Here is a 22,881-nt window from a genome sequence, read left to right on the forward strand (position 1 = left end):
TGGGTCACCGGTCGGTGACCGGTGACCCCCTGTCATCTCCGGGAACCAGCCCCTGACGTTGCAGTTCACTCCTGACCATCGGCGGGCAACGGGAGAAACACAGTGCCAGAGCCTCCACTGACAGTCCGGACAGGAAAGCATCCCGCAATTGTCGGCTCTGTTCCGGTGTCCAGGGGCGGTTCAGGTAATAAGGTCCCTTGATCACCGGCGCCGTTGCCCGGTTGTCCCTGAGGGTCACGGCGGAGCCGCGCCGGTAGCGAATGTCCTGGATACAGGTGAACAGGGCCCGGGTTATATCCGGGTGAATATAAGGCGAATGCTGGGGAAAAGGGCGACCGGTTACCGGATCGACGCCTTCGGCCAGATCCCGCAATACTTCCAATGCGTGTCGGATTTCCATATCCGTGAACTCCCAATAAAGTACGAGGGTGTGCCTGAGAGTAATAAAAATGTCATAGGGTGGCTATCAGCCAGAACGGAATTCCTTGGGGAAAAGGCTTACAGGACAAAGCGGCGATTTCCTATAGACTTTTGGGTGGCGCGCGAGTCGTTTGGTGAATAACGGCGGGCTCAAGGTGGCCCGGCTTGTGTCTGTTCTGATCTGGAATCATGGAATGTCCAATCGTCACATCTTTGTCTGGTTACTGTGCGGTTTTCTTTTTTTTGTCGGTTGGATGGCCTGTGAGCCTCATGAACGGTCCGCCTGGGTGTTGGAAAACGCCCTGGTTTTTCTCACCCTGCCGGTGCTGGTGTTTACTCGTCGCTGGTTCGTTTTCTCCAACGAGGCTTATCTGCTGATTTTTGCTTTTCTGTCGCTGCATGAACTGGGCTCCCACTACACCTATTCCCTGGTGCCCTACGAGTCAGCACTGGGGAAACTGTTTGGCTTCAGCCTTAATCAATGGATGGGGTGGGAGCGCAACCAGTTCGACCGGCTGGTGCATCTCGCTTATGGGCTGTTGTTAACGATACCGCTGTTCGACTTCTGCCGGCGCGTGGTCGGCCTGGCGCGAGCCTGGGCTTATGTCTTTTCCTGCGCGATTATTATGGCGACATCGATGTTGTACGAACTGATCGAGTGGATTGCCGCGGTTTGGTTTGGTGGCGATCTGGGCCAGGCATTCCTCGGGACTCAAGGGGACATCTGGGATGCGCAAAAGGACATGGCGTTGGCGACGGTGGGAGCGGTGCTGGCAGTGACAGTGCACGCCTTCCTCAAGCGTCGGAGCACCGGCGTGGACGCCGGCACCCCGTCGCTTTGACGGAGGGCTCAGTCCGTTTTGTCCGGCAGGGCGAAGGCCACGATATAGTCGCCCCGGTCCGGAGATTGCCGTGACCCCCCGGCGGAGATCACCAGGTACTGTTTGCCGCTGGCCGGGGAGGTGTAGGTTATCGGCGTGCCCTGGGAGCCCACCGGGAGGCGATGTTTCCACACTGTTTCTCCGCTGGCCACGTCCATGGCACGGATGTTGTAGTCCAGAGTGCCGGCATGGAACACCAGGCCGGAAGCGGTGGACATGGGCCCGCCCACCGTTGGCATGCCCACGGGAATCGGCAGATGCATCTTCAGTCCCAGAGGGCCGGTATCCTCCACCGTGCCTAATGGGACCTGCCAGACCACTTCACGCCGATTCAAATCGATGGCACTGAGCGTACCGTAAGGCGGCTTCTGGCAAGGCACGCCCAGCGGGGACATGAACACATATTTGGAGGCGCCGTAGGGTGTGCCGTGCTGAGGGGATAAACCGGTATGAGAAGCGGAGGCGTCTTCCTTGTCGGCCTCCTCGCGGGGTACCAGCAATACCCGCTGCGGAGAACGGGTGTCATTGACGATCAGATAGCCGCCGGGTTTGTACACGGTGTTGCTGCCCCAGTTCATCCCGCCGAAATAGCCTGGCCATTGCAGGCTGGGAGTCAGCCCTGGCGGCGTGAAATCGCCTTCGTAACGCAGTTTGCGAAACTGAATACGACAGTACAGTTGATCGAACGGGGTGGCACCCCACATGGCTGCTTCCGACAACTTTTCCGCGCCGATGACGGGCATGCCGACGGAATAAGGCTGCGTTGGCGAGGTCCAGTCGCCTTCCACGGCGCCTTGCGGAACCGGGCGCTCTTCCACTTCGGCGATGGGAACCCCGGTACGCCGGTCGAGCATGAAAATCTGGCCGCGCTTGGTGGTCTGGATCAGCGCGGGCACGGTATTGCCATTGCCGTCATCCACATCGAACAGAGCGGGTTGGGAGGGCACATCGTAATCCCAGATATCATGGTGCACGGTCTGGAATTTCCATTGCTCGCGGCCGGTGCGTAAATCGAGAGCGACAATCGACGAGGAGTAGGCCTCGTCCGCCTCGGTACGATGACCACCAAAGAAATCCGGAGTGGCGTTGCCGGTGGGCAGATAGATCATTCCCAACTCTTCATCCACCGCCGGTGTGGACCAGACATTCGGCGTGCCGCGAGTGTAGGTTTCCCCTTCCGGCGGCAGGCCGGTGAGGGCCGGGTTGGCCAGGTCCCAGGCCCAGGCCAGTTCGCCGCTGTCGGCGTGGAAGGCGCGGATCACGCCGGAGGGTTCTCCGGTCATCATATTGTCGAACACCCAGCCGCCGATGATGATCAGCCCTCGCGCCACGGTGGGCGCCGAGGTTTGAAAATAGAATCCCGGCTTCACATCACCCATCCCCTGTTTCAGATCCACGGTGCCACCATCGCCGAAAGAAGGGCAGAGCGCGCCGGTTTGCGCGTCCAACTCGATCAGACGGGCGTCAATGGTGGAGAGTACGATACGTCCGGCGCAGGCTTCGTCACCACGGGATGCCTGGTAATAGCCCAGACCCCGGCAGCGTTGCCACAGGGGGGAGGACGCTTCCGGGTCGAAGCGCCACTTCTGTTTACCGCTGTCCACGTCCAGGGCGAACACTTTGTTGTGCACGGTGCAGGCATAGAGCGTATCGCCCACCTGGATCGGGGTGTTCTGATCCTCGCCACCAGCGTTGGGTGGATTGGCGTTGGGAACGTCACCGGTGCGGAAGGTCCAGGCCACTTCCAACTGGTCCACGTTGGCCGGAGTGATTTGATCCTGCGGCGCATAGCGGGTGCCGTCCTGCTGACGTCCGTAGTGAAGCCAGTCCTGGGTCTGATCCGCCACCGGCAGAGACGGCGGTTCACTCTGGCTGGCGATAATGGAACCCGGATAGAAGGCGTGAAAGACCGTTGCGGCGAGACCAAGCAGGATTACCGCCGCCAAGGGGTAGGCGGTGCCGCCACTGATGGGCTTGCCCCGTCGTAAAGCCGGCGCCAGCAGCGCCAACAGGAACAACAGCACCGCCGGCGCGAACAGACGTGATACTTGAGGCCAGAAATTCAGTCCCACTTCCCACCAGGCCCACAGGGCCGTGCCTGTGAAAACGGCGGCATAAAGCCAGAAACCCAGAACGCGCCGGGCCATCACCAGGCCGCCGGAGGTCACCAGAGCAATGCCGGCGAGACTGAAGTACCAGGAACCGCCCAGAATAATCAGGTAGATCCCGCCGCCGAGCAGACCGATGCCGGCGACGACCATGAGCAGGCCCACCAGGACGGTAACAGCGGATACCCAGGGTGATGTTTTTTCTTTTTCGTTCATCAAACCAGCCTCCTATCCGGATGATCCGCTTCGAGAGTGCCATAGCGCGGACCGGCGGACCACCGCGGAAATGTCAATCCTCTCCGTGGGCAGACGACCAACCAGGAGCGAAGTGAAATCAGGGGAGACGATAATAAACATCGAGCTGACGATTAGGCCTTGTCTTTGGTTCGACGGCCAGGCGGAACACGCGGCGCATTTTTACGTCGATGTATTTCCCGGTTCTCGCATCACCGCCATGAGCCATTACGGTGAGGCCGGCAAGGAGATCCATGGCCAGAATCCCGGTAATGTCATGGTAGTGGCCTTTGAGTCGCAGACTCGCCGGGGACGATGCCGGGCTCGTGGGAGCCCGGCGTTGGGTCAGGGTGTTTCGGTTTGTGAGGTGTCGTTATCCGCGGGCACCGGACGACGGGCCAGCAACCACCCCACCATCACCGCGGTGACGGCGACGATGGTGGCGCCGATGAGAGCATTGGTGTGCAGGGCCTGGGTAAAGCCGGCGCGCGCTCCCGACAGTACCAGGTCCGCCACCTCCGGCGGAAGCTGGCGGGCGGTATCCAGGGCGCCGCCCAGGGTGTCGCCGGCGGCCAGCGCCAGGTCCGCCGGCAGCTCGGACGGCAGGATTTTCGCCATGTGCGCGCGATAGACCGCGGCGCCGGCGCTGCCGATCACCGCGATGCCAAGAGCCATGCCCAGTTCCGTGGCGGTCTCCGACGTCGCCGAGGCGGCCCCGGTTTTGTTGGGCGGAGCGGCGCTGACCACCATGTCGGTACCGAGGATCATCATCGGCATCACACCGACACCCATGATCACCATCCCGGCCACCAGCCAGGCCATGTTGTCCATACCGGTGACCATCGCCATGGCAAGGAAGCCGAACACCGACAGTAGCAAACCGACGCTGACCAGCACGCCGCGACTCATATAGCGGGTCAGGCGCGGCACCAGCAGCGATGCTATGGTCTGGATCACCGCCGGTGGCAGCATCACCAGGCCGGCGAGCAAGGGCGACAGCCCCAACACACCCTGCAGGTACTGGAACACCATCAGCCAGGCGCCGGACAGTGCCAGCACGGTGAGCAGCATGGCCACCACGGAAGTGCTGAAGGTGCGATTGCGGAACAGCGCCAGATCGAACATCGGTTCCGCCAAACGGCGTTGCCGGCGCACGAACAGCGCGCCGATGACCAGTCCGGCGACGATGGACAGCAAGGGCATCCACGATACGCCGTTGCGGGCCATGTCCTTGAGGCCGTAGATCACCGCGATCACCATGGCCACCGACAGCAGTGCGCTGAGAAAATCCTGGCGCCCGGCCTGCTCGTCGCGGAACTCCGGTAACAACAGCGGACCGCACACCAGCAGCAGCGCCATCACCGGGACACCCAGCAGAAACACCGAACCCCACCAGAAAAACTCCAGCAGGGCGCCGCCCACCAGTGGGCCGATGGCGCTGCCGACGATAAAGCCGGTCATCCACACCGTGATCGCCATCGTGCGCTCCTGTTCCTGATGGAACATGTTGCGCAGCAGCGACAGGGTGGACGGCATCAGCGTCGCGCCGGCCACGCCGAGCAAGGCGCGGGCGGCGATCAGCATTTCCGCGCTGGTGGCGAACGCCGCCAGCGCTGAAGCGGCACCGAAAGCGATGGCACCGGTCAGCAGCAGTTTACGCCGGCCGATGCGGTCGCCCAGCGTGCCCATGGTGACCAGAAAGCCGGCGATCATGAAGCCGTAGATGTCGAGGATCCACAGCAGTTGATCACTGGTGGGGTGCAGGTCCGCGCTCAGTTGTGGCACCGCCAGGTGCAGGACCGTCATGTCCAGTGCCAGCAGCACCGTGGGCAGCATCAGCACCGCCAGACCCAGCCACTCCCGCCGCGTTGCGGCGGGCGGTAACGCGTTGGAAGATTCCATATTCTCCTGTGACACAGTCGTTATCCTTTCATTTACTACGGAGTGCCGCGCGCGGTACGCCACTATGGAGGGGCGGGAACGGGCCGACGGTTTCCCGTTGCGGCAACGCGGCAGAGGAACCTCAATGAGGTTCGGGTATGCCCGAAGGGCAGTATGAAGAGCGTGGGTCAGTCGCTCGGCGGGTTGGTCGGCGAACCGGACCGGTTACATGGAGTGGCCGTCGAACCGCTGCACGGGAACCGAATCCAGGTCGACACCTTCCAGACAACGTATGTTGATCGCGGCCATTCGATTGCCTTCCGGATCCACCCCCTCACCGTAGGGGTGAATACCGCATTTCGGGCAAAAGCGATGCTGGATCACATGCTGATTGAAGGTGTAGGTGGCGATGTCGTCCTCCGATGTCCGCACCCGCAGGTTGTCCCGTGGAATAAACCACAACAGGGCTCCCTTGCGCTGACAGATCGAACAGTTGCAGGACATGGCGCCGTCCAACTCGCCTTCGGCCTCGAAGGCGACGTTTCCGCAATGACAACTTCCTTTGTAGTTCATCGGTCTCTCCTTTCTTGTTAGTCGTCATTGAGTCGAACGACGTGATCGGGAATTCGACATCGTGTCCAAGGTTAACGTCGGAAAATGACATAGGGAAGACATCTCCGTGGTGATTCTTGCTGTGGGAAGCTGCCTTGGCAGCGAATTGGAGTGCTGGTATCAAACCGTCTCCGGCGACGCGGTGAGCCCGCCGCTTCCCCGGAAGTGTTCGATTTCCGCTACCAGCCAATCCCGGAATAGCAACAACAATGGATTCTCCGCTTTCTGTTCCGGCAGGATGAAATGGTAAGCCCAGGAGCTGCGATAGCTGTGCGGCAAGGGAATGATCAGCCGGCCGGAGGCCAGTTCCTCGCGGATCAGAAACGGTGGAATCAGGGCAATCCCCATATCCTGCATGGCCGCTTCCGCCAGCATGGTGAACAGCTCGAAGCGTGGGCCGGTCATATCCCGTTCCACCCGCAGGCCGGTGGAGTCGAACCACTCCCTCCAGGCGTAGGGGCGAGTGGTTTGTTGCAGCAGGGTGAGGCCGGCGATGCTTTGCGCGTCCAGCTCCCGTTCCGGGGCGATCAGGCGCGGGCTGCACACCGGCATCGGTTCCTCATGCATTAATAAGGTGGCCTCGGTGCCGGGCCAGTCGCCGTCACCGAAATAGATGGCCGCGTCGAAGCGGGTCTCGGCGAACAGAAACGGTTTGGTGCGGTTGGTCAGGTTGACGGTGACGCCGGGGTGGGCGCGGCGGAAGTCCTTCAGCCGTGGCAGCAGCCAGCGAGTGCCGAAGGTGGGCACTACCGCCAGTTCCAGCGTATTGGCGGCGCCGTGGTCACCCATCACCGCCAGCGTATCCCGTTCCAATTCATCAAGATGGACGCTGACCCGGCGGCTGTAGTCACGGCCCGCTTCGGTGAGCCGCACTCCCGGACGTGAGCGGCGGAACAGCTTGACGCCGAGAAAGTCTTCCAGGGCCGCGATCTGGCGACAAATGGCGCTTTGCGTCAGGGCCAGTTCCTCGGCGGCTTTGGTGAAGCTCTGATGGCGGGCGGCCGCTTCGAAGCCGATCAGAGCGGCGGTGCTGGGGATCTTGCGTCGCATGCGGGTCTTCCCGGTCGATTTTTGTCCACAAGTGATAAAATAGCACAAAGGCGTGCAAGAAAGTGGCTTGTTCTGACCGCCAGGGCCTGTATAGCATGGCGCCAAACCCGACCAAATAGCGCCTTCGTGCCTGACCGGGCAGTCTCTCATCCCTTCTTGAAGTGAAAAGGTGGAATAACCGTGGCCAATAACGCAGCCTTTGACTGGGCGAGCCCCCTCCTGCTGGATCAGCAACTCACCGAAGACGAGCGCATGGTGCGCGACACTGCCTATCAGTACGCGCAGGACAAACTCATGCCGCGCGTGCTCAACGCCTTCCGCAATGAACACACCGATGTGGAAATCTTCCGTGAAATGGGCGAACTCGGGTTGCTCGGCGCCACCATTCCGGAAGCCTACGGCGGTGCCGGCCTCAACTACGTGTGCTACGGCTTGATCGCCCGGGAAGTGGAGCGGGTGGACTCCGGCTACCGTTCCATGATGAGCGTGCAGTCCTCCCTGGTGATGGTGCCGATCAACGAGTTCGGCAGCGAAGAGCAGAAGCAGAAATATCTGCCGAAGCTGGCCAGCGGCGAGTGGATCGGCTGTTTCGGTCTGACCGAGCCGGACCACGGTTCTGATCCGGGCAGCATGGTCACCCGCGCCAGGAAAGCCGACGGCGGCTACTTGCTCACCGGTGCCAAGATGTGGATCACCAACAGCCCCATCGCTGATGTGTTCGTGGTCTGGGCCAAGACCGAGGACGACAAGATCCGTGGCTTTATTCTGGAGAAAGGCTGGGAAGGCCTGAGCGCTCCGGCGATTCACGGCAAGGTCGGTCTGCGCGCGTCCATCACCGGTGAAATCGTCATGGACAACGTGTTCGTGCCGGAAGAGAACCTGATGCCGGGCGTGTCCGGTTTGCGCGGTCCGTTCACCTGCCTGAACTCCGCCCGCTACGGTATCGCCTGGGGCGCGCTGGGCGCCGCCGAGTTCTGCTGGCACACGTCCCGCCAGTACACCCTGGACCGTAAACAGTTCGGCCGCCCGCTGGCCGCCAACCAATTGATCCAGAAAAAACTGGCCGACATGCAGACCGAGATCACCCTGGGCCTGCAGGGTTGTCTGCGCCTGGGCCGGATGAAGGACGAAGGCACCGCGGCGGTGGAAATCACCTCCATCATGAAGCGCAACTCCTGCGGCAAGGCGCTGGATATCGCACGCCTGGCCCGTGACATGATGGGCGGTAACGGCATCTCCGACGAGTTCGGCGTGGCCCGCCATCTGGTCAACCTGGAAGTGGTGAACACCTACGAAGGGACCCACGACGTGCACGCGCTGATCCTCGGCCGCGCGCAAACCGGCCTGCAAGCCTTCACCAACTGATACGGGGCAGCTATGAGCGGCGCGCTATCGCACCTGCGCGTGCTCGATCTGTCCCGCGTTCTGGCCGGCCCCTGGGCCGGCCAGATCCTGGGCGATCTGGGCGCCGAGGTGATCAAGGTGGAGCGGCCTGACAGCGGTGACGATACCCGCATCTGGGGGCCGCCCTATGCAAAGGACGCGGAGGGGCACGACAGTGATCAGTCCGCGTATTACTTGTGCACCAATCGCAACAAGAAATCCGTGGCCATCGACATCGCCCATCCGGAAGGGCAGGCGCTGGTCCGTGAGCTGGCCGCGCAAAGCGATGTGGTGATCGAGAATTTCAAGAAAGGCGGCCTGCGCCGCTATGGTCTGGACTATGCATCGCTGTCCGCGGACAACCCCGGACTGATTTATTGCTCCATCACCGGGTTTGGCCAGACCGGCCCTTACTCCAGCCGCCCCGGCTACGACTTTCTGATCCAGGCCATGGGCGGGTTGATGAGCATCACCGGCCACCGTGATGGTGAGCCCGGTGCCGGTCCGATGAAAGTGGGCGTGGCGCTCACCGACATTACCACCGGTTTGTATTCCACCATCGCCATCCTCGGTGCGCTGGAGCATCGCAACCAGACCGGCGAAGGCCAGCACATCGACATGGCGCTGCTGGATGTTCAGGTGTCCTGTCTGGCCAACCAGACACTCAATTACCTCACCACCGGCAAGGCGCCGACGCGCATGGGCAATGCCCATCCCAGCGTGGTGCCGTACCAGGATTTCCCCACCGCCGACGGTGACGTGATCCTGGCCATCGGCAACGACGGTCAGTTCGCCCGCTTCTGTGAAGTGGCCGGACACCCGGAATGGGCGGCGGACGAGCGCTACGCCACCAACCGCGCCCGGGTGGATAATCGCGATACGTTGATTCCGCTGATGCGACAGAACACGGTGATGCGCACCACGCGGGAATGGATCGAGGTGTTGGAACAGGCTGGCGTGCCTTGTGGTCCGGTCAACAGCATCGCCGATGTGTTCCAGGACCCCCACGTCCAGGCCCGGGGCATGCAACTGGAAATGCCGCATCCGAGTCTGGGCACGGTGCCACAGGTGGCCAGCCCGTTGCGGCTGTCGGCGTCACCGGTGCGGTATCGCACCGCGCCGCCGCTCCTGGGGGAGCACACCGATGAGGTGCTGGCGCAAACCCTGGGGCTGTCCGCCGAAGCGATCCAGCGGCTGCGCGCGGAGCGTATCGCCGGGCAGAACTGAGGAAGAGGCGTTGCGGCTCGTGAGCCAGTGCTGCCCTGCAATTCGCAGACATGCTGCTTACACGCTGCACGCCGATTCGCCGGCAAGCCAGCTTCCCACAACAGGTCGAGCTACGAAGTCGCTGTGGGAGCAGGCTTGCCAGCGAATACTGTGCCGCAAGGCTGCGCAAGTGTGTTGCGTGTAGGCGGCCCGCTCCACGACTGTGGGACAAGCAGAGGCTCCTGGGCCGCGATTTTTCCCTTCAATACCGCCCTTCCTCGCGCAGTGTCTCCTCGATTGGTCTCACTTCAATCGTACCCAGCCGTGCCGACGGCCAGCCCTGGGCCAGGCGCAGGGCTTCATCGATATCCCTTGCTTCGATCAGGAAAAAACCACCCAACTGCTCCTTGGTTTCGGCGAACGGACCATCGGTGACCAAGACCTTGCCACCACGGATGCGGGTGGTTTTGGCCCGGCGCGCGCTTTGCAGCGCATGGGTATCGACAAGGTGGCCGCCGGCGCGCAGGCTTTCCACATAGTCCAGGGTCTCCTGGCGTAGCGCCTGCCATTGTTCTGGCGTCAGATCGGTGAGGGTGTGTTCCGCTTCATAGGCCAGACAGAGAAATTTCATTTTTTAATCCCATGGATGCTGTTATGACCGAGGAGTAGAGGACGCCGCACAAATGTTCCAGACGCGCCCCGCCCGGGGGGGTATTGATGATCAATTCCACTAACCGATTTCTGTACCTGTTTCCGTAATAGTAATGACGCCACGGAGTGAATCCGCTCCAGACAGTGGCAAGGAACGGCAATCACGTCCACCAATTGGGTTGATCTGTCCCGCGATCCGGGAACCGGGATCGAGAGCCTGCGCGCCCATTTCGAAGGCCACGCTTACGACCCGCATTGGCATGATACCTACGCCATCGGGCTCACCGAGCAGGGAGTACAGCGGTTTCACCTGGGGCGCACCCGCCATGAGAGCACGCCGGGCAAGGTGATCCTGCTGGAACCCGGCGATGTCCATGACGGCCACGGGCCGACGCCGGAAGGCTTTACCTACCGGCTACTGTACATTGATCCGCAATGGTTGCATCTGCGATTGGGCGGGCTGTTCGAACAACGTCCCGACCATTACCGCATGGCGTTTCAGGATGCCATGAGCAGCGATGCGCGGCTGGCCCTTGCCATCGGTACCGCCTTCGATGTGATGCATCACGGAGATTTTCGCATCACCCGGCGTCCGGCGTCCGGCGTCCGGCGTCCCCTTGTTGCCGTGTGGAGATCACGCCAGATGTCAGATGGCCCTGGCCGATCAGACCCAGGATGAGGCATACTTCGCGAAGCTGTCCGCGATTAAAACGGCAGCACGATTGCCCGGCGCGTTCCACTCTAAAATCCAGGAGCACTGTCCGCACAATCGGTGCCACCTGTTGAGGCGGTGCTCCTCACGGCAGACAGTGTCAAATCATGGCCTGGAAATACTCCAAATGATGAATTGGATCCCCATAGTCTTTTTTACCTTCAAGATTGTCGTGTTTGGTACGGGCATGTTCTTCGCCATCAAGTGGCACTACGACAAAGGGAAAAAGAAGAAAGAAAATAACGAAATCAGCGGGCGGTGAGCGCCCGCTGATCAGGGGGGCGGTTTTCCAGCTTTGCGCATCAGGCGTTATGCCCCAATCCGCGCAGCCGCTGCAATAACACACAGGACAACGCCGCCGCCGTCAGGTTATAGAGCATGGCGGTGACGAAAGCGTCCACATGGGCGGTGGCCGGATCCGCCAGTGGGGCAGCCCGCAAAGTGCCGAGGAACAGGATGCCCATGGCGCACACGCCGAGGGCGGCGCCCACCTGTTGCAGCGTGGAGACCACGCCGGAGGCCATGCCCGCCTGTTGCCGTGGCACCACCCCGAGAACCAGATTCAGCAACGGCGTCATCACCAGGCCCTGTCCAAAACCCACCGCGATCAATACCGGAACCCACCCCACCAGTTGCCCCTCTGGCGCGGTCCAGTGCACTTGCGCGATCAGCGCTCCCAGGGACACCGCGTAAAGACCGCCGCCGGCCACCAGAGTGGCGGTACCGTAGCGGGCTACCCAGCGTGATGCCAGCAAAGACGACGCCATGAAACCGGCGCTGGCCGGCGCGAACAGTGCGCCGGCCTGGAACGGATCCAGCCCCAGTCCGGTTTGCACCAGCAGCGCGAAGCACAGAAAAAAGGAACTGGAAGTGGAATAGATCAGCGTGACCAGTAAACAGCCCAGCGCGAAAGCCGGCTGTCGCAGTAATGCCATATCCACCAGCGGCAGGCGCCCCCTGCTTTGCCGATGACGTTGCTGAGTGCTGAACAGCGCCAGCAGCAAAATGGACAACGCCAGGGCTCCCCAGCACCATAACGGCCAGTGCCGGGTCGGCCCTTCCAACAACGCCACCAGCAACAAGGTCAGGCCCGAGGCCACCAGCAGCACGCCCGGGCCATCCAGATCCGGTTTTTGCTCCAGGCGCGATTCGGCCAGCCGTCCGCCGAACATCAAGGTCACCAGCCCGACGGGAAGGTTGACCAGAAAGATGGTGCGCCAGCCCAGGCCAGCCAGATCCAGATGCACCAACCAGCCGCCCAGCACCTGCCCGGCGATCGCCGCCAATCCAAGCGTCATGCCCAGCCAGGCAAACGCCCGGCGCTGAGTGTGGGCGTCGTAGAGCACGCGCAGGGAGGCGTAAATCTGCGGAAACAGCAGACCGGCGGCACCGCCCTGAAATACCCGGGCGGCGATCAGGGCTTCCGCCGTTGGGGCGATGCCACACAGCAGGGAGGCCAGGGTGAAGAGAGTCATTCCCCACAGATACAGACGCCGGCGTCCAAACCGGTCGCCGAGGCGTCCGCCAGTGATCAGCAGCGCGCCGAACGCGAGTTCATACCCGGCCAGCACGAAGCCGATTTGCGCGAAACTGGCGCCCAGATCCCGCTGCATGCTGGGGATCGCCACATTGACCACGAACAAATCGAAAATGGTGACAAAGCCGCCGAGCAACAACACCGGCAGGCCGGGAATACCCTTGTCATGGGGAATGGGAGAAGCAAGTGGGGGGCGGGACGCCATCGTGGTCTCCTCTTGTGGGCGAAGGTTGTACATGGGTTAAGAGACGCTATTCTGGAGATCCTTTATCGCATTACAATTTAGCTGTTTATCCTATTACAAGAGGTAATCCTCATGACCGCGCCGAGGCTACAACGGACCCGCCAGGAACTGGCTGCCTTTCTGCGTGCCCGCAGGGAAGCGGTCACCCCGGAGCAGGTGGGATTGGCGGACAGCGGGCGCCGGCGCACCCCCGGTTTGCGCCGCGAGGAAGTCGCCACGCTCGCCGGAGTCGGAGTGACCTGGTACACCTGGCTGGAACAGGGGCGTGACATCGGCGTGTCCGCGCCGGTGCTGGAACGTATCGCCCGGGTGCTCAAACTGGACGGCGCGCAGCGCCGCCATCTGTTTTTGCTGGCGCAGAACCGGCCGCCGGTGGAGCCGGGTAAAACCTGGTGCTCGGTGCCGCCGCTGGTGCGGCGCCTGATGGACGATTGGCCCGACCATCCCGCTTATGTGCTCAACTTGCGCTGGGACGTGCTGGCCTGGAACGCGGCGGCGCAGACGCTATTTGATTTCGAGCGGCGACCGGCGGGGCAGCGTAATCTGCTTTGGCTGTTGTTCACTGCCGAGGATCTGCGTGGCGTGTTCGTCAATTGGGCCGAGCAGGTGCCCGGCATGCTGGCCAGTTTCCGCCGCGATTTCGTGCGCGCCACCACTGATCCCAGCATCACCGAGCTGGTTCGGCGACTGGAGCGGGCCTCGCCGGAATTCCGCCAATGGTGGCCGTGTCAGGACGTGCGGGCTCCGTGCACGGGCAGCCGGGAGTTGCTTTGCGATGGACAGGTCCGGCGCTATCAGCACACCACCCTGACCGTGGATGAGGACCGCCATCTGCGTCTGGTGGTGTACGCGCGGGACGAGGAATAGAGCGCTCAGCGCCGGGGCGTGGGGTGCAGGCGCTCGCCAATCACCGTTTCCAGCCACTGGGAGAACACCTGGAAGCGGTGCGACAGATGGAGGCGCTGTGGATACAGCAAGGTGATCTCCATGGGTTCGGCCCGCCACTCGGGGAGCACTTCGCGGAGCAGACCGTTTTCCAGATCCTCGCGAACGTCGTAGGCCGGCACCTGAATCAGACCCAGCCCGGCCCGGCAGCAGGCGATATACAGCTCGGTGTTGTTTACCGCCACGGCACCGGGTATCTCCATCTCGTGGTATTCGCCATCGCGTTGATATTCCCAGGGTTCAGGGCGGCCCTGGCTCGGTGAGATGTAGTGCACCACCTGATGTGACGGGAGCTCTTCCACCGTGGTGGGGGTGCCGTGGCGCCGCAGGTACGCAGGGCTGGCGCAATTGATCAATTCCAATCGCCCCAACGGTCGGGCTATCAGGGAGGAATCGGCCAGCGGCCCGACGCGAATGACACAATCCACCGCTTCCTGCACCAGGTCCACCTGGCGGTCGGCCACGCACAGATCCACCTTGATATCCGGATAGCGGTCCAGAAAATCCGGCAGCGCCGGGGCCAGTACCAGCCGGCCGACACGGGCCGGCACATTGACGCGAATGCGGCCGGCGGGGGCCTTGCCGGGGCGGAACAGCTCCTCGGTTTCCTCGTAATCGGAAAGCAGTCGCACACAACGTTGATAGAAACGATGTCCTTCCTCGGTGACGGTGACCTGACGCGTGGTGCGATGCAGCAGCCGCGCTCCGACGCGTTGCTCCAGTGTTTTGATCGCGCCGGACACCGAGGAGCGCGGCAGCGGCAGGGTTTCCGCGGCGCGGCTGAAATTGCCGCAGTCCACCACGCGCACGAAGATTCTGAGCAGTTCCAACCGGTCCATGGCGCGCCTCCATTGTTCGTCTGGGCTGACGGATAGAAGGGAATATACTGTGTTTGTTCCTTTTTGACGATCAACGTCATGGGCGCGTGGTCAGCCCGGCCGGCAAGGATCCCGGTTACACCGCGGGTTCCGATACGGTGGCCATGCGGCGGGCCCACAACAGTAACGCCGCCGTCAGTAGCGCGGCGGCGCCGGCCACGGCCATGGCGAGATGAAAACCGCTGCCCAGGGCGGCAGTCAGTTGAGTGGCGATAGCGCTTACTCCCGATGCCGGTGTGGCGCCAGTGACGGCTTGCCGTGCCAGTACCGGATCGCCGCTGGCCGCGCTCAAATGACGAATTGCTTGTGTGCTCATCAGGCTGCCCATCAGGGCGATTCCCACCGCCATGCCGGTTTGCCGCAGGGCGTTGATCACTGCCGAAGCGATGGCCACCCGTTCCGGCGGTACCGCGTTCATTACCGCCAGCCCGGTGCCCGGTACCGCCAGCCCCATGCCGGCGCCAAGCAGGGCGAACAATAGTCCCACCCACCGGTAGTCGGTGGTGGCGTCCAGCAGCACCATCGATGTCATGGCACCGCCCATCAACAAGTAACCGGCGATCAGCAGAGTCGACAGGGTGAAACGTTGATGCAGCCGGCCGAACAGGATTGACGCCAGCCCGGACAGTACGAATTGCGGCATCATTCTCAGACCGGCCTCGGCGGGACCATGACCTTGAATCCGTTGTAGGAACAGTGAGAAGAAAAACAGGCTGCTGTAAGCGGAAAAGCCGAGCACGAAAGAGGCCACGTTGGCACGGGAAAACTCCCCATGGCGGAACAGGGCCAGCGGTAAGACCGGGCGCGCCACCCGGCTTTCCACCCACACGAAGGCGATCATGCCGAGCAGGGCGGTGAGCAAGGCGTAGCGGGGCAGGGCGTGCATCCAGCCGTGTTCACCGGCGGCGATCAGACCGAAAGTGAGCGTGCCCAACGCCAGCACCGCCAGAAATTGACCGGCCGGATCCAGGGCGGCGTGCCGCGGATGCCGCCGTTCCGGGATGCTGACGCCGCCCAGGATCAGCACCGCCACGCCCAGCGGCAGGTTGAGTAGAAAAATGCTGGGCCAGCCCACCGTGTCCACCAGCACGCCGCCGAGCAGAGGACCGAGGATCAATGACAGGGCGCTGAACGAGGACAGCCCGCCGATGGCATGGGCCCGTGAACGCGGATCGGGGAAGGCGTGGGACAGGATCGACAGGGCGCCGGGAATCAGCAGCGCGCCGGCCATGCCTTGAGCAACCCGGCCCACCAGCAGGACGGTCAGATTGGGGGCCAGGGCGCACAGCCCCGAGCTGACGGTGAACAGCGCAACGCCGGCCAGCCAGCAGCGTTTATAACCATAACGGTCACTGAAAGGACCGGCGGAAAGCATGAATGCGGAAAGGCACAAGGCGTAGGCGTCGATTACCCATTGCAAACCGGCCAGATCGGCGCTCAAAGCGGTCTGCAGGGTTGGGAGCGCCACGTTGACGATACTGATGTCGAGTACCGCCATGAAGGTGGCCAGATAGACGGCGGTGACCAGGGCGAAGCGGCGCGAAATCATGGAAATTCCTTTTTGAGAATGAGTCTTGTTTGTGAAGTCTAGTTATTGACTGACCGTCGGTCAATTGAATTGACAAGGCGAATCCCTAGGTCCCGTGTTGACGACCCGGTACACTGACACCGTCGTTATCCACTGACGGCGAATCGAATTGGAAGAAGGAAGTCTCTTGAACACCAAGCAACGGCCGCGGCAGGTGAAGCCCGCTGAAGTACGTCTCGATGAGCTGGTAAGCGCCGCCCAGGCATTGTTTCTCGACAAGGGCGTGGACGCGACCACGGTGGGGGATATCGTCGAGCGGGCCGGTGTGGCCAAGGGGACTTTCTATCACTATTTCAACGCCAAGACCGATCTGCTGCCGGCCCTGCGCGAGCGCTTTACGCGTCGCTTCCTGGAGCGCGTGAATGCCGCTGTGGAAGCCTGTGGTAGCGACGACTGGCCTGGCCGTCTGAGCGCCTGGTTCACCAGTAGCCTGCATGCCTATCAAGCCGATTTCCAACTGCATGATCTGGTCTACGCCGGCCACCACCATGACCGGGACAATCCGGATCTGGACGCGGTGGTGGGCCAGGTGGAAGCGATTCTCCGCCAGGGCGGCGACGCTGGCGCCTGGCCGCTATCCGACTGGCAGCGGCTGGCGACCATGGCCTACTGGAGCATGCATGGTCTCGCCGACACCGCTATTGCCCGCGGTGGCGAGGACAGCGACGAACTCGGCGCTTTTCTCAGCCGCCGCTTCCTGGCCATGCTGGGAGGCGTGGAGAAGTGATTAGCGCTGTTCACCGAGAGGCCGGTACAACGGCCGGCGGCTGAGGACTTTCAAACCGTCGGGCCCGCTTTCCAGCAAACGGTATTCCTCGCTCGCCACCTGGATGGTGAGTTGATAGCCGGCGGCTTCCGGGAAACAGCCGCGCACCTGTTCCATGGCCGCCCGGGCGTCGGCGCCGTCGGTTTCAAAATGGCCCAGGAGCCGGTTTTGGTGATGGATCGTCAAACGGTACTGCGTCATGGCTGCTGCTCCCATTGGTCCCGCCATTGTGTCATCAGTCGTCGCGCCGCCCGGGTCAGGGCGCCGCCGTGTTCGGCGGCGTCCCGGCGCAGTTGCTCCAGGTCGATACCGGCCCCTGACAGCTCCAGGGTGTGGCCGATCAGCCAACGTTCCAGCCGGGCCGGGTCCGCTTCGATGTGAAATTGCAGGCCCAGGGCATGGCGGCCAACGGCGAACGCCTGGGTCGGGCAGGGCGCCGTGGTGGCGAGGCTGGGAACGGTGGCCGGCAGCTGAATCCGGTCGCCGTGCCAGTGCAGCACCGGGATGTCCTCCAGAGCAGTCAGTGGCGAGGCTCGACCGGCGCTGGTCAATTGCAGCGGCGCGAAGCCGATTTCCTTTTCCGGCATGGCGCCAACCCGGCCACCCAGAGCCCGGGCCAGCAACTGCGCGCCGAGGCAGACGCCGAGCAGCGGCTGCCGTTGCCGCAGACGCTCGCTGATCAGGGCCAGCTCGGTTTTCAGGTACGGGTAGAGGTGGTCGTCGAAGGCGCCGATCGGACCACCGAGGACAACCAGCAAGTCGGGTGGGCTATCGAACAAATCCTCGACGGTGTCGACGCCGATATCACGGTATTGGATCCGCCATCCCCAGTCGCGCAGCAGGGGTTCCAGCGTGCCGAGATCCTCGAAGGCCAGATGGCGCAGCGCCACGGCGGTGTGGGTCGTCATGGCGTTTGCTCCGATTGTGGTGTGGGAGAGGGCGCGGCGCCCGGCCAATAGTGACTGTCGGGCAGGGGGCGGGCGCCGAAGATGGCCTGCCCCACCCGGACCACGGTGGCGCCCTCCTCGATGGCGGTTTCAAAGTCGCCGGACATGCCCATGGATAACTGCGTCAGTTCAATCCCGTCCGGCGCGTTCTGGCGCAGCCGGTCCCGTAATTGGCGTAACCGCGCGAAGCAGGCCCGGACCCGGTCGGTGTCGGACGACCACAGCGCCAGGGTCATCAGGCCCCGGACCCGCAAGCAGGAAAACGGCGTCAGTGCCTTCAGAAACGGCGCCACCTGATTGGGCGCCAGGCCATATTTGCTGTCCTCGTCGGAAGTGTTCACCTGCACCATGACGTCCAGGGCACGGCCCTCCTTTTGCAACCGGCGGTCCAGGGCCTCGGCCACGCGCACGCTGTCCAGGGCCTGGAATTCACTGGCGAAACGGGCCACATAGCGGGCCTTGTTGGTTTGCAGGTGGCCGATCACCGACCAGCGCAGGTCGGTCAGATCCGCCAGCGTCTGATGTTTATGGCGGGCTTCCTGCACCTTGTTCTCGCCCAGTTCCCGGCAACCAGCGGCGTAGGCCAGCCGCAGGCGTTCCACCGCCACGGTTTTGCTCACCGGCAGCAGGCGCACCGTCGCCGGGTCACGGCCCGACCGGCTGCAGGCGTCGTCGATGCGCTGGCGCACCGACGCCAGGTTGGCGCGAATTTGAGCCACCGTCGCCGCCGGCGGATAGGGGGACGTGAGGGTTGGGTCTGATGCCATTACCGGGCTCCCATGGGAACTTGGAGAGCGCTCAGTCTATAATTGTCACAGGTCAAAATCCATATTGTCATAGGACAAAAAATGGCGATTACAGGACAAAGCGCGGCGGAGATCGTCGACAGCGTGCGGGCGGAGGTGCGAAACGGTGCCCTGGAGCCGGGTCAGGCGTTGCCGCCGGTACGGGAACTGGCGGCGCGGCTGGGCGTGAACCGCAACACCGTGGCCGCCGCTTACAAGCGGTTGGTGGTGGTGGGCGTGGCGGAAACCCGGGGGCGGTTGGGGACACTGATTCGAGAGCCGGCGGCACCGGGACCACGGGAAGGCGCGGCACCGGACTCGCCCTTGATGGATCTGGCCAGCGGTAATCCGGACTCGCGCTGGCTGCCGGACCCGCGTGTGCTGGCGTCGGCTTTGTCCGGGCAACCGCGCCTGTACGGTGAGCCACCAGTGTCGCCCCGGCTGGCGGCCTTGGCGAAAAGGTGGTTTCAGGACGCTCATTGTCCAGACCCGGTCCTGAGCGTGACCCACGGAGCGGTGGATGCCATCGAACGGTTGCTGGGTGCTCATCTGGTGTCCGCTGATCCGGTGGCGGTGGAAGACCCCTGCTTCCTCAGCAGCATCAATACGCTGCGCTTGCTGGACCTGCGTCCCATGGGCGTGCCGGTGGATGGCGAAGGCATGACCGTGGATGGCTTGCGTCAGGCCCTTGCCAGCGGCGCCCGTGCCGTATTGTGCACGCCGCGCGCCCACAACCCCACCGGATGCAACCTGAGCGCTGGGCGGGCCGCGGCTTTACGGGATGTGCTGGCTGAATACCCGGATGTACTGGTGATCGAGGATGACCACTTCGCGCCGTTATCACGGGCCGCCTATCAGCCGTTGGCCTCATCAAGGAGCCGGCATTGGGCGCTGGTGCGTTCAGTGTCGAAATGCTTTGGCCCGGATTTGCGGCTGGCACTGATGCTCAGCGATGAAGACAGTGCCCGCCGGCTCGGCCTGCGGCTGGCGTCGGGCACCACCTGGGTCAGCCATTTGTTGCAGGATATGGTGGCTTGCTGCCTGGAAAGCCGGACGGTCATGGCGCGGGTAATCGAAGCCGCCGCTGATTATCAGCGGCGCCGGGACAACCTGTCACGAGTATTGCGGGAGCACGGGCTGTGCCCGTGGGATGGCGACGGGCTCAATCTGTGGGTGCCATTGCCGGGGCCGGCGGCGCCGGTTACCGCGGCGCTGGCGCGGCGGGGCTGGCTGGTGCGCGATGATCGTCCATTCCGGCTTGCTGACGGCGACGGCGCTTTGCGCGTCACCATCAGCGAACTGGAGCCGGAAACGGCGCGGCGTTTCAGCGAGGATCTGGCGCGGGTGCTGGCGGCCGGCTGATCAGACGTAGCCCAGAGTGAAACGCTGATCCAGATGCCGGGGACTTTCCAGCTCATTGATCATGGCTACCGCATAGTCCTGCACTGAAATGCGGCTGTTGCCGTCCTGGTCGGAGATCAGCTGGTCGCCGCCGAGTTGAAACTGGCCGGTGCGCTCGCCGGGGAAGATCTCCGCCGCTGGGGACAACATTGTCCAGCTTTGTTCGTTCTGGCTGCGCAATAATTCCAGAGCCGCCTTGGCACCCTGGGCGGTGGCTTTGTATTGCTCCGGAAACTCCGGCGTATCGAACAGCAGCTTGCCGGGAGCCACTTCCAGTGACGCGGCCCCGCCGACGATCAGGAAGCGTTTGGCGTCGATGCTTTCCAGGGCGCGCAGAATCGACTCCACTCCCCGGATGTAGTAGCCGTAGACGTCATCCTGAGCATGTCCGCTGAACGCGCTGATCACCGCGTCATGGCCGGCCAGTACCCTGGCCAGAGCCTCGCTGTCCATCACGTCCGCTTTCGCCGGCGTTAGATTCCCATGTTGCGGCAACCGTTCCGGGTGAGTGACCACGGCGGTGACCCGATGGCCCCGTTCCAGGGCCTCATTAAGCAGGGCGGAACCGATGAAACCGCTGGCGCCAATCAATGCAATGTTCATAACCAACTCCTTATGGGGAAGGGTTTGCTGGAAAGCAAAGCCATGGTGGCATCGGTGATTGATTTGAAAAACCGTTCAATCAATAATTCAGTGTTTTCAAATCAACAACAATGGGGCAGCCGATGGCCGCCGTGGAAGATCTCGACTACAACAGTTTGCCGGTATTCATCGCACTGGTGGAAGCGGGCAGTTTCACCGCCGCCGCCGAGCGCCTGGGTTGCACCAAGACCCGGGTCAGCCTGCGGATCCGGCGTCTCGAGGAGCGGTTGGGGCAGACCCTGTTTCATCGCACCACCCGGCAGGTGCAGCCAACGCCCGCCGGCGAGATGTTCTATCAGCAATGCCGGCCGTTATGGAGCGGCCTGGAAGCGGCGCTTGGCACCCTGGAAGCCGACCGGCAGACCCTGACCGGTGAGTTGCGGATCTCCGCCCCCGAGGACTACGCCATGCAGACTCTGGCGCCGGTGGTGGCGGACTTCGGTGCCGGGCATCCAGGATTGCAAGTGGAATTACGCAGCGGTGACCGGATCACCGATATGGTTCGCGAGGGCATTGATGTGGCCATCCGCCTGGGCTGGCTACGGGACTCCACATTGCGTTCCAGCCTGCTCGGTCATTTTCAGCAATGGCTGATGGCATCGCCGGATTATCTGCGGAGAAAGGGCATACCGGCTTCGCCGGAGGCGCTGAGTGATCACGACTGGGTGGCTTTCACGCCGTTGCGCTCGCCGCTGACCTGGACCTTCCGCAAGGGCGAACAACAGTGCCGGGTGCAAATGCAAGCCCGGCTGAGCACCAACGCCACCGGTGTGTTACGGGAAATGCTGGCGCGTGGCGCGGGGCTGTCGGTCATGGCGCAGCCCACCGCGGAAGCGGAGATTCGTGCCGGCCGTCTGGTACGAGTGCTGGCGGACTGGCGTTTGCCGGACGGCGGTATCCACGCGGTGTATCCTCCGGGACGCTATATTCCGGCCCGGGTGCGCGCCTTTGTCGACGCTTTTCGCGCCTTTTTGGAACAGGAGAACCAGCAATGAGCTACCACGAAAGCTTTGTGGCGCGGGAGCCGGAACGGCGGGACATCGACGCTGGCGAGGGCAATCTGGTGCTGGAATTCGGCACGCCCTGGTGTGGTCACTGTCAGGCCGCGCAACCGTTGATCCGTGAAGTGCTGGAGCTGGCGGATACCGATCACATCCGGGTGGAAGATGGGCCGGGCCGGCGTCTGGGCCGCTCGTTCCGGGTCAAGCTGTGGCCGACACTGATTTTCCTGCGTGATGGGGTGGAAGTGGCGAGAGTGGTGCGCCCCACGGACACCGCCGTGGTCCGCGAAGCACTGGCACGCCTTTACGATTAAAGAAGCCCCTTCGCGGCTGTGGTCGCGAAGCGGTCAGGGTCTGTTACGTCGAAGCTCCCGGGCCTGGTCTTGATAGGGGCGCGCCTGATGGCCGCGGCCCAGCGTTTGATAGAGTGCGGCCAGATTGTCGAGTACCAGCAAACGTTGCTCCACCGGGGCCGCGGGTTCAGCCTCGAGCAAGGCATTGGCTTCCAGGTACAGAGGTTCCGCCTGCCCGTAATGCCGCCGCAGATACAGGGCCGAAGCCAAACCATTCAGAGCGTCGGCTCGCAGCAAGGTGTCGTGGTGCTGTTCCAGCAAGGCCAGCACCTGTCGGTAGCTTTGTTCCGCCTCTTCGTAGTGCTGGCGGGCGAGTTGGGTGTCGGCAATGCTGGCCCGGATCCTCGCTTCCTCGATACTGCCCATGCCGAAGTGTTCTTTCAGCAAGGGGAGCAGTTCCTGGTAGCGTTGCTCTGCTTGTTCGTAATCACCTGCGGAGTGCAGCGATAAGGCTTCGTCGTTAAGGGTTTGGATTTGTTGAGGGTCCGCGGCGAACACCGGGGTGCCCGCGAAAAGTATCAGTGCCAAGTATAAAGGTTTCAGTGTCACGGAACTGCTCCTGAAACGGGCAAGAATATCAGATGAAAGCACGGAGGCGCTGGACATGATTAACGCCTCGATAGTGGTCACGTTAAAAGCCGCACGGCCAGTATTTC

Annotated in this window: 24 protein-coding genes and 1 pseudogene; 11 read left to right on the plus strand and 14 right to left on the minus strand. The window is 62.8% G+C overall.

The window, feature by feature from the left end; all coding sequences use genetic code 11:
• Positions 1-4: 4 nt before the first annotated feature.
• The gene (locus E0L37_RS03705; RefSeq protein ID WP_133490446.1) at positions 5-400 is read right to left on the minus strand and encodes a hypothetical protein; all 396 of its coding nucleotides are present in this window, start codon (positions 398-400) and stop codon (positions 5-7) included.
• 214 nt (positions 401-614) lie between these two features.
• Between E0L37_RS03705 and E0L37_RS03710 the strand changes: the two genes are divergently transcribed.
• A complete protein-coding gene (locus E0L37_RS03710) occupies positions 615-1,262 on the plus strand; it encodes a DUF2238 domain-containing protein (protein WP_133490447.1) in 648 nt (215 codons plus the stop codon).
• A gap of 8 nt (positions 1,263-1,270) precedes the next feature.
• On the opposite strand, the gene E0L37_RS03715 is transcribed toward E0L37_RS03710, so the two are convergent.
• A complete protein-coding gene (locus tag E0L37_RS03715; RefSeq protein WP_133490448.1) occupies positions 1,271-3,625 on the minus strand; it encodes a membrane-bound PQQ-dependent dehydrogenase, glucose/quinate/shikimate family in 2,355 nt (784 codons plus the stop codon).
• Between the two features lie 70 nt (positions 3,626-3,695).
• On the opposite strand from E0L37_RS03715, the pseudogene E0L37_RS21745 reads away from it, so the two are divergent.
• Positions 3,696-3,884, plus strand: a pseudogene (locus E0L37_RS21745) (VOC family protein); the annotation flags it as partial.
• A gap of 104 nt (positions 3,885-3,988) precedes the next feature.
• Here E0L37_RS21745 and E0L37_RS03725 read toward each other — a convergent pair.
• The 3 genes from E0L37_RS03725 to E0L37_RS03735 form a co-directional block, all read right to left on the minus strand.
• The gene (locus E0L37_RS03725; protein ID WP_133490449.1) at positions 3,989-5,545 is read right to left on the minus strand and encodes an MFS transporter; all 1,557 of its coding nucleotides are present in this window, start codon (positions 5,543-5,545) and stop codon (positions 3,989-3,991) included.
• 204 nt (positions 5,546-5,749) lie between these two features.
• Positions 5,750-6,097 (minus strand): GFA family protein, encoded by a 348-nt coding sequence (locus E0L37_RS03730; RefSeq protein ID WP_133490450.1) that lies wholly within the window; start codon positions 6,095-6,097, stop codon positions 5,750-5,752.
• A gap of 159 nt (positions 6,098-6,256) precedes the next feature.
• On the minus strand, positions 6,257-7,186 hold the full coding sequence (locus E0L37_RS03735; protein ID WP_133490451.1) for a LysR family transcriptional regulator: 930 nt from the start codon (positions 7,184-7,186) through the stop codon (positions 6,257-6,259).
• 180 nt (positions 7,187-7,366) lie between these two features.
• Here E0L37_RS03735 and E0L37_RS03740 point away from each other — a divergent pair, with 180 nt between their 5' ends.
• Positions 7,367-8,551 (plus strand): acyl-CoA dehydrogenase, encoded by a 1,185-nt coding sequence (locus E0L37_RS03740; RefSeq protein ID WP_133490452.1) that lies wholly within the window; start codon positions 7,367-7,369, stop codon positions 8,549-8,551.
• Between the two features lie 12 nt (positions 8,552-8,563).
• Entirely contained in the window at positions 8,564-9,796 is a 1,233-nt protein-coding gene (locus E0L37_RS03745) for a CaiB/BaiF CoA-transferase family protein (protein WP_133490453.1), read from the plus strand.
• 241 nt (positions 9,797-10,037) lie between these two features.
• On the opposite strand, the gene E0L37_RS03750 is transcribed toward E0L37_RS03745, so the two are convergent.
• Entirely contained in the window at positions 10,038-10,406 is a 369-nt protein-coding gene (locus E0L37_RS03750) for a YciI family protein (RefSeq protein WP_133490454.1), read from the minus strand.
• 237 nt (positions 10,407-10,643) lie between these two features.
• Between E0L37_RS03750 and E0L37_RS03755 the strand changes: the two genes are divergently transcribed.
• The gene (locus E0L37_RS03755; RefSeq protein WP_240687426.1) at positions 10,644-11,105 is read left to right on the plus strand and encodes an AraC family ligand binding domain-containing protein; all 462 of its coding nucleotides are present in this window, start codon (positions 10,644-10,646) and stop codon (positions 11,103-11,105) included.
• Positions 11,106-11,265: 160 nt separating this feature from the next.
• Positions 11,266-11,400 (plus strand): hypothetical protein, encoded by a 135-nt coding sequence (locus E0L37_RS21850; protein WP_255433118.1) that lies wholly within the window; start codon positions 11,266-11,268, stop codon positions 11,398-11,400.
• A gap of 40 nt (positions 11,401-11,440) precedes the next feature.
• On the opposite strand, the gene E0L37_RS03760 is transcribed toward E0L37_RS21850, so the two are convergent.
• On the minus strand, positions 11,441-12,880 hold the full coding sequence (locus tag E0L37_RS03760; RefSeq protein ID WP_133490455.1) for an MFS transporter: 1,440 nt from the start codon (positions 12,878-12,880) through the stop codon (positions 11,441-11,443).
• Between the two features lie 111 nt (positions 12,881-12,991).
• Between E0L37_RS03760 and E0L37_RS03765 the strand changes: the two genes are divergently transcribed.
• Complete coding sequence (locus E0L37_RS03765) at positions 12,992-13,786, plus strand: helix-turn-helix transcriptional regulator (protein WP_133490456.1); 795 nt, start codon at positions 12,992-12,994, stop codon at positions 13,784-13,786.
• Between the two features lie 5 nt (positions 13,787-13,791).
• Here E0L37_RS03765 and E0L37_RS03770 read toward each other — a convergent pair whose 3' ends face one another.
• Entirely contained in the window at positions 13,792-14,703 is a 912-nt protein-coding gene (locus tag E0L37_RS03770; protein WP_133490457.1) for a LysR family transcriptional regulator, read from the minus strand.
• Between the two features lie 115 nt (positions 14,704-14,818).
• Positions 14,819-16,291: a DHA2 family efflux MFS transporter permease subunit gene (locus E0L37_RS03775; RefSeq protein ID WP_133490459.1), complete on the minus strand. Its 1,473-nt coding sequence runs from the start codon at positions 16,289-16,291 to the stop codon at positions 14,819-14,821.
• A 166-nt stretch (positions 16,292-16,457) separates the two neighbouring features.
• On the opposite strand from E0L37_RS03775, the gene E0L37_RS03780 reads away from it, so the two are divergent.
• Positions 16,458-17,057, plus strand: a complete 600-nt coding sequence (locus tag E0L37_RS03780) for a TetR/AcrR family transcriptional regulator (RefSeq protein WP_133490460.1) — start codon at positions 16,458-16,460, stop codon at positions 17,055-17,057.
• Here the strand turns inward: E0L37_RS03780 and E0L37_RS03785 are convergent, their stop codons facing one another.
• From E0L37_RS03785 to E0L37_RS03795, 3 genes are read right to left on the minus strand one after another with little or no spacing between them, the layout of a single operon-like run.
• A complete protein-coding gene (locus E0L37_RS03785) occupies positions 17,058-17,297 on the minus strand; it encodes a cytoplasmic protein (RefSeq protein WP_133490461.1) in 240 nt (79 codons plus the stop codon). It lies immediately after the preceding gene.
• Positions 17,294-18,004, minus strand: coding sequence for a glutamine amidotransferase (locus E0L37_RS03790; RefSeq protein ID WP_133490462.1), 711 nt, complete (start codon positions 18,002-18,004; stop codon positions 17,294-17,296). Before E0L37_RS03790 ends, E0L37_RS03785 begins: the two co-directional genes overlap by 4 nt.
• Positions 18,001-18,810 (minus strand): YggS family pyridoxal phosphate-dependent enzyme, encoded by an 810-nt coding sequence (locus tag E0L37_RS03795; protein ID WP_133490463.1) that lies wholly within the window; start codon positions 18,808-18,810, stop codon positions 18,001-18,003. The genes E0L37_RS03790 and E0L37_RS03795 overlap by 4 nt, the downstream gene beginning before the upstream one ends.
• 81 nt (positions 18,811-18,891) lie before the next feature.
• Between E0L37_RS03795 and ptsJ the strand changes: the two genes are divergently transcribed.
• Positions 18,892-20,190: a transcriptional regulator PtsJ gene (gene ptsJ / locus E0L37_RS03800; protein ID WP_133490464.1), complete on the plus strand. Its 1,299-nt coding sequence runs from the start codon at positions 18,892-18,894 to the stop codon at positions 20,188-20,190.
• On the opposite strand, the gene E0L37_RS03805 is transcribed toward ptsJ, so the two are convergent.
• Positions 20,191-20,832 carry an NAD(P)-dependent oxidoreductase gene (locus E0L37_RS03805; RefSeq protein ID WP_133490465.1) on the minus strand — a complete coding sequence of 214 codons (642 nt, stop codon included), beginning with the start codon at positions 20,830-20,832 and terminating at the stop codon, positions 20,191-20,193.
• A gap of 122 nt (positions 20,833-20,954) precedes the next feature.
• Here E0L37_RS03805 and E0L37_RS03810 point away from each other — a divergent pair, with 122 nt between their 5' ends.
• Positions 20,955-21,866, plus strand: a complete 912-nt coding sequence (locus tag E0L37_RS03810) for a LysR family transcriptional regulator (protein WP_240687420.1) — start codon at positions 20,955-20,957, stop codon at positions 21,864-21,866.
• Complete coding sequence (locus tag E0L37_RS03815; RefSeq protein WP_133490467.1) at positions 21,863-22,186, plus strand: thioredoxin family protein; 324 nt, start codon at positions 21,863-21,865, stop codon at positions 22,184-22,186. The genes E0L37_RS03810 and E0L37_RS03815 overlap by 4 nt, the downstream gene beginning before the upstream one ends.
• Before the next feature lie 33 nt (positions 22,187-22,219).
• Here E0L37_RS03815 and E0L37_RS03820 read toward each other — a convergent pair whose 3' ends face one another.
• A complete protein-coding gene (locus E0L37_RS03820) occupies positions 22,220-22,774 on the minus strand; it encodes a tetratricopeptide repeat protein (RefSeq protein ID WP_166642991.1) in 555 nt (184 codons plus the stop codon).
• Positions 22,775-22,881 lie beyond the last annotated feature (107 nt).

The organism is Alcanivorax sp. 24, from assembly GCF_004360225.1.
Lineage (GTDB): Bacteria > Pseudomonadota > Gammaproteobacteria > Pseudomonadales > Alcanivoracaceae > Alloalcanivorax > Alloalcanivorax xiamenensis.

What these genes read in the sequence shown, in the direction of transcription:
- E0L37_RS03815 (WP_133490467.1), top strand. Translation starts at nt 21,863, where the DNA reads ATGAGCTACCACGAAAGCTTTGTGGCGCGGGAGCCGGAACGGCGGGAC.
- E0L37_RS03785 (WP_133490461.1), bottom strand. Translation starts at nt 17,297, where the DNA reads ATGACGCAGTACCGTTTGACGATCCATCACCAAAACCGGCTCCTGGGC.
- E0L37_RS21850 (WP_255433118.1), top strand. Translation starts at nt 11,266, where the DNA reads ATGATGAATTGGATCCCCATAGTCTTTTTTACCTTCAAGATTGTCGTG.
- E0L37_RS03810 (WP_240687420.1), top strand. Translation starts at nt 20,955, where the DNA reads ATGGCCGCCGTGGAAGATCTCGACTACAACAGTTTGCCGGTATTCATC.
- E0L37_RS03795 (WP_133490463.1), bottom strand. Translation starts at nt 18,810, where the DNA reads ATGGCATCAGACCCAACCCTCACGTCCCCCTATCCGCCGGCGGCGACG.
- E0L37_RS03725 (WP_133490449.1), bottom strand. Translation starts at nt 5,545, where the DNA reads ATGGAATCTTCCAACGCGTTACCGCCCGCCGCAACGCGGCGGGAGTGG.
- E0L37_RS03705 (WP_133490446.1), bottom strand. Translation starts at nt 400, where the DNA reads ATGGAAATCCGACACGCATTGGAAGTATTGCGGGATCTGGCCGAAGGC.
- E0L37_RS03730 (WP_133490450.1), bottom strand. Translation starts at nt 6,097, where the DNA reads ATGAACTACAAAGGAAGTTGTCATTGCGGAAACGTCGCCTTCGAGGCC.
- E0L37_RS03770 (WP_133490457.1), bottom strand. Translation starts at nt 14,703, where the DNA reads ATGGACCGGTTGGAACTGCTCAGAATCTTCGTGCGCGTGGTGGACTGC.
- E0L37_RS03760 (WP_133490455.1), bottom strand. Translation starts at nt 12,880, where the DNA reads ATGGCGTCCCGCCCCCCACTTGCTTCTCCCATTCCCCATGACAAGGGT.
- E0L37_RS03735 (WP_133490451.1), bottom strand. Translation starts at nt 7,186, where the DNA reads ATGCGACGCAAGATCCCCAGCACCGCCGCTCTGATCGGCTTCGAAGCG.
- E0L37_RS03710 (WP_133490447.1), top strand. Translation starts at nt 615, where the DNA reads ATGTCCAATCGTCACATCTTTGTCTGGTTACTGTGCGGTTTTCTTTTT.
- ptsJ (WP_133490464.1), top strand. Translation starts at nt 18,892, where the DNA reads ATGGCGATTACAGGACAAAGCGCGGCGGAGATCGTCGACAGCGTGCGG.
- E0L37_RS03765 (WP_133490456.1), top strand. Translation starts at nt 12,992, where the DNA reads ATGACCGCGCCGAGGCTACAACGGACCCGCCAGGAACTGGCTGCCTTT.
- E0L37_RS03750 (WP_133490454.1), bottom strand. Translation starts at nt 10,406, where the DNA reads ATGAAATTTCTCTGTCTGGCCTATGAAGCGGAACACACCCTCACCGAT.
- E0L37_RS03715 (WP_133490448.1), bottom strand. Translation starts at nt 3,625, where the DNA reads ATGAACGAAAAAGAAAAAACATCACCCTGGGTATCCGCTGTTACCGTC.
- E0L37_RS03745 (WP_133490453.1), top strand. Translation starts at nt 8,564, where the DNA reads ATGAGCGGCGCGCTATCGCACCTGCGCGTGCTCGATCTGTCCCGCGTT.
- E0L37_RS03790 (WP_133490462.1), bottom strand. Translation starts at nt 18,004, where the DNA reads ATGACGACCCACACCGCCGTGGCGCTGCGCCATCTGGCCTTCGAGGAT.
- E0L37_RS03775 (WP_133490459.1), bottom strand. Translation starts at nt 16,291, where the DNA reads ATGATTTCGCGCCGCTTCGCCCTGGTCACCGCCGTCTATCTGGCCACC.
- E0L37_RS03805 (WP_133490465.1), bottom strand. Translation starts at nt 20,832, where the DNA reads ATGAACATTGCATTGATTGGCGCCAGCGGTTTCATCGGTTCCGCCCTG.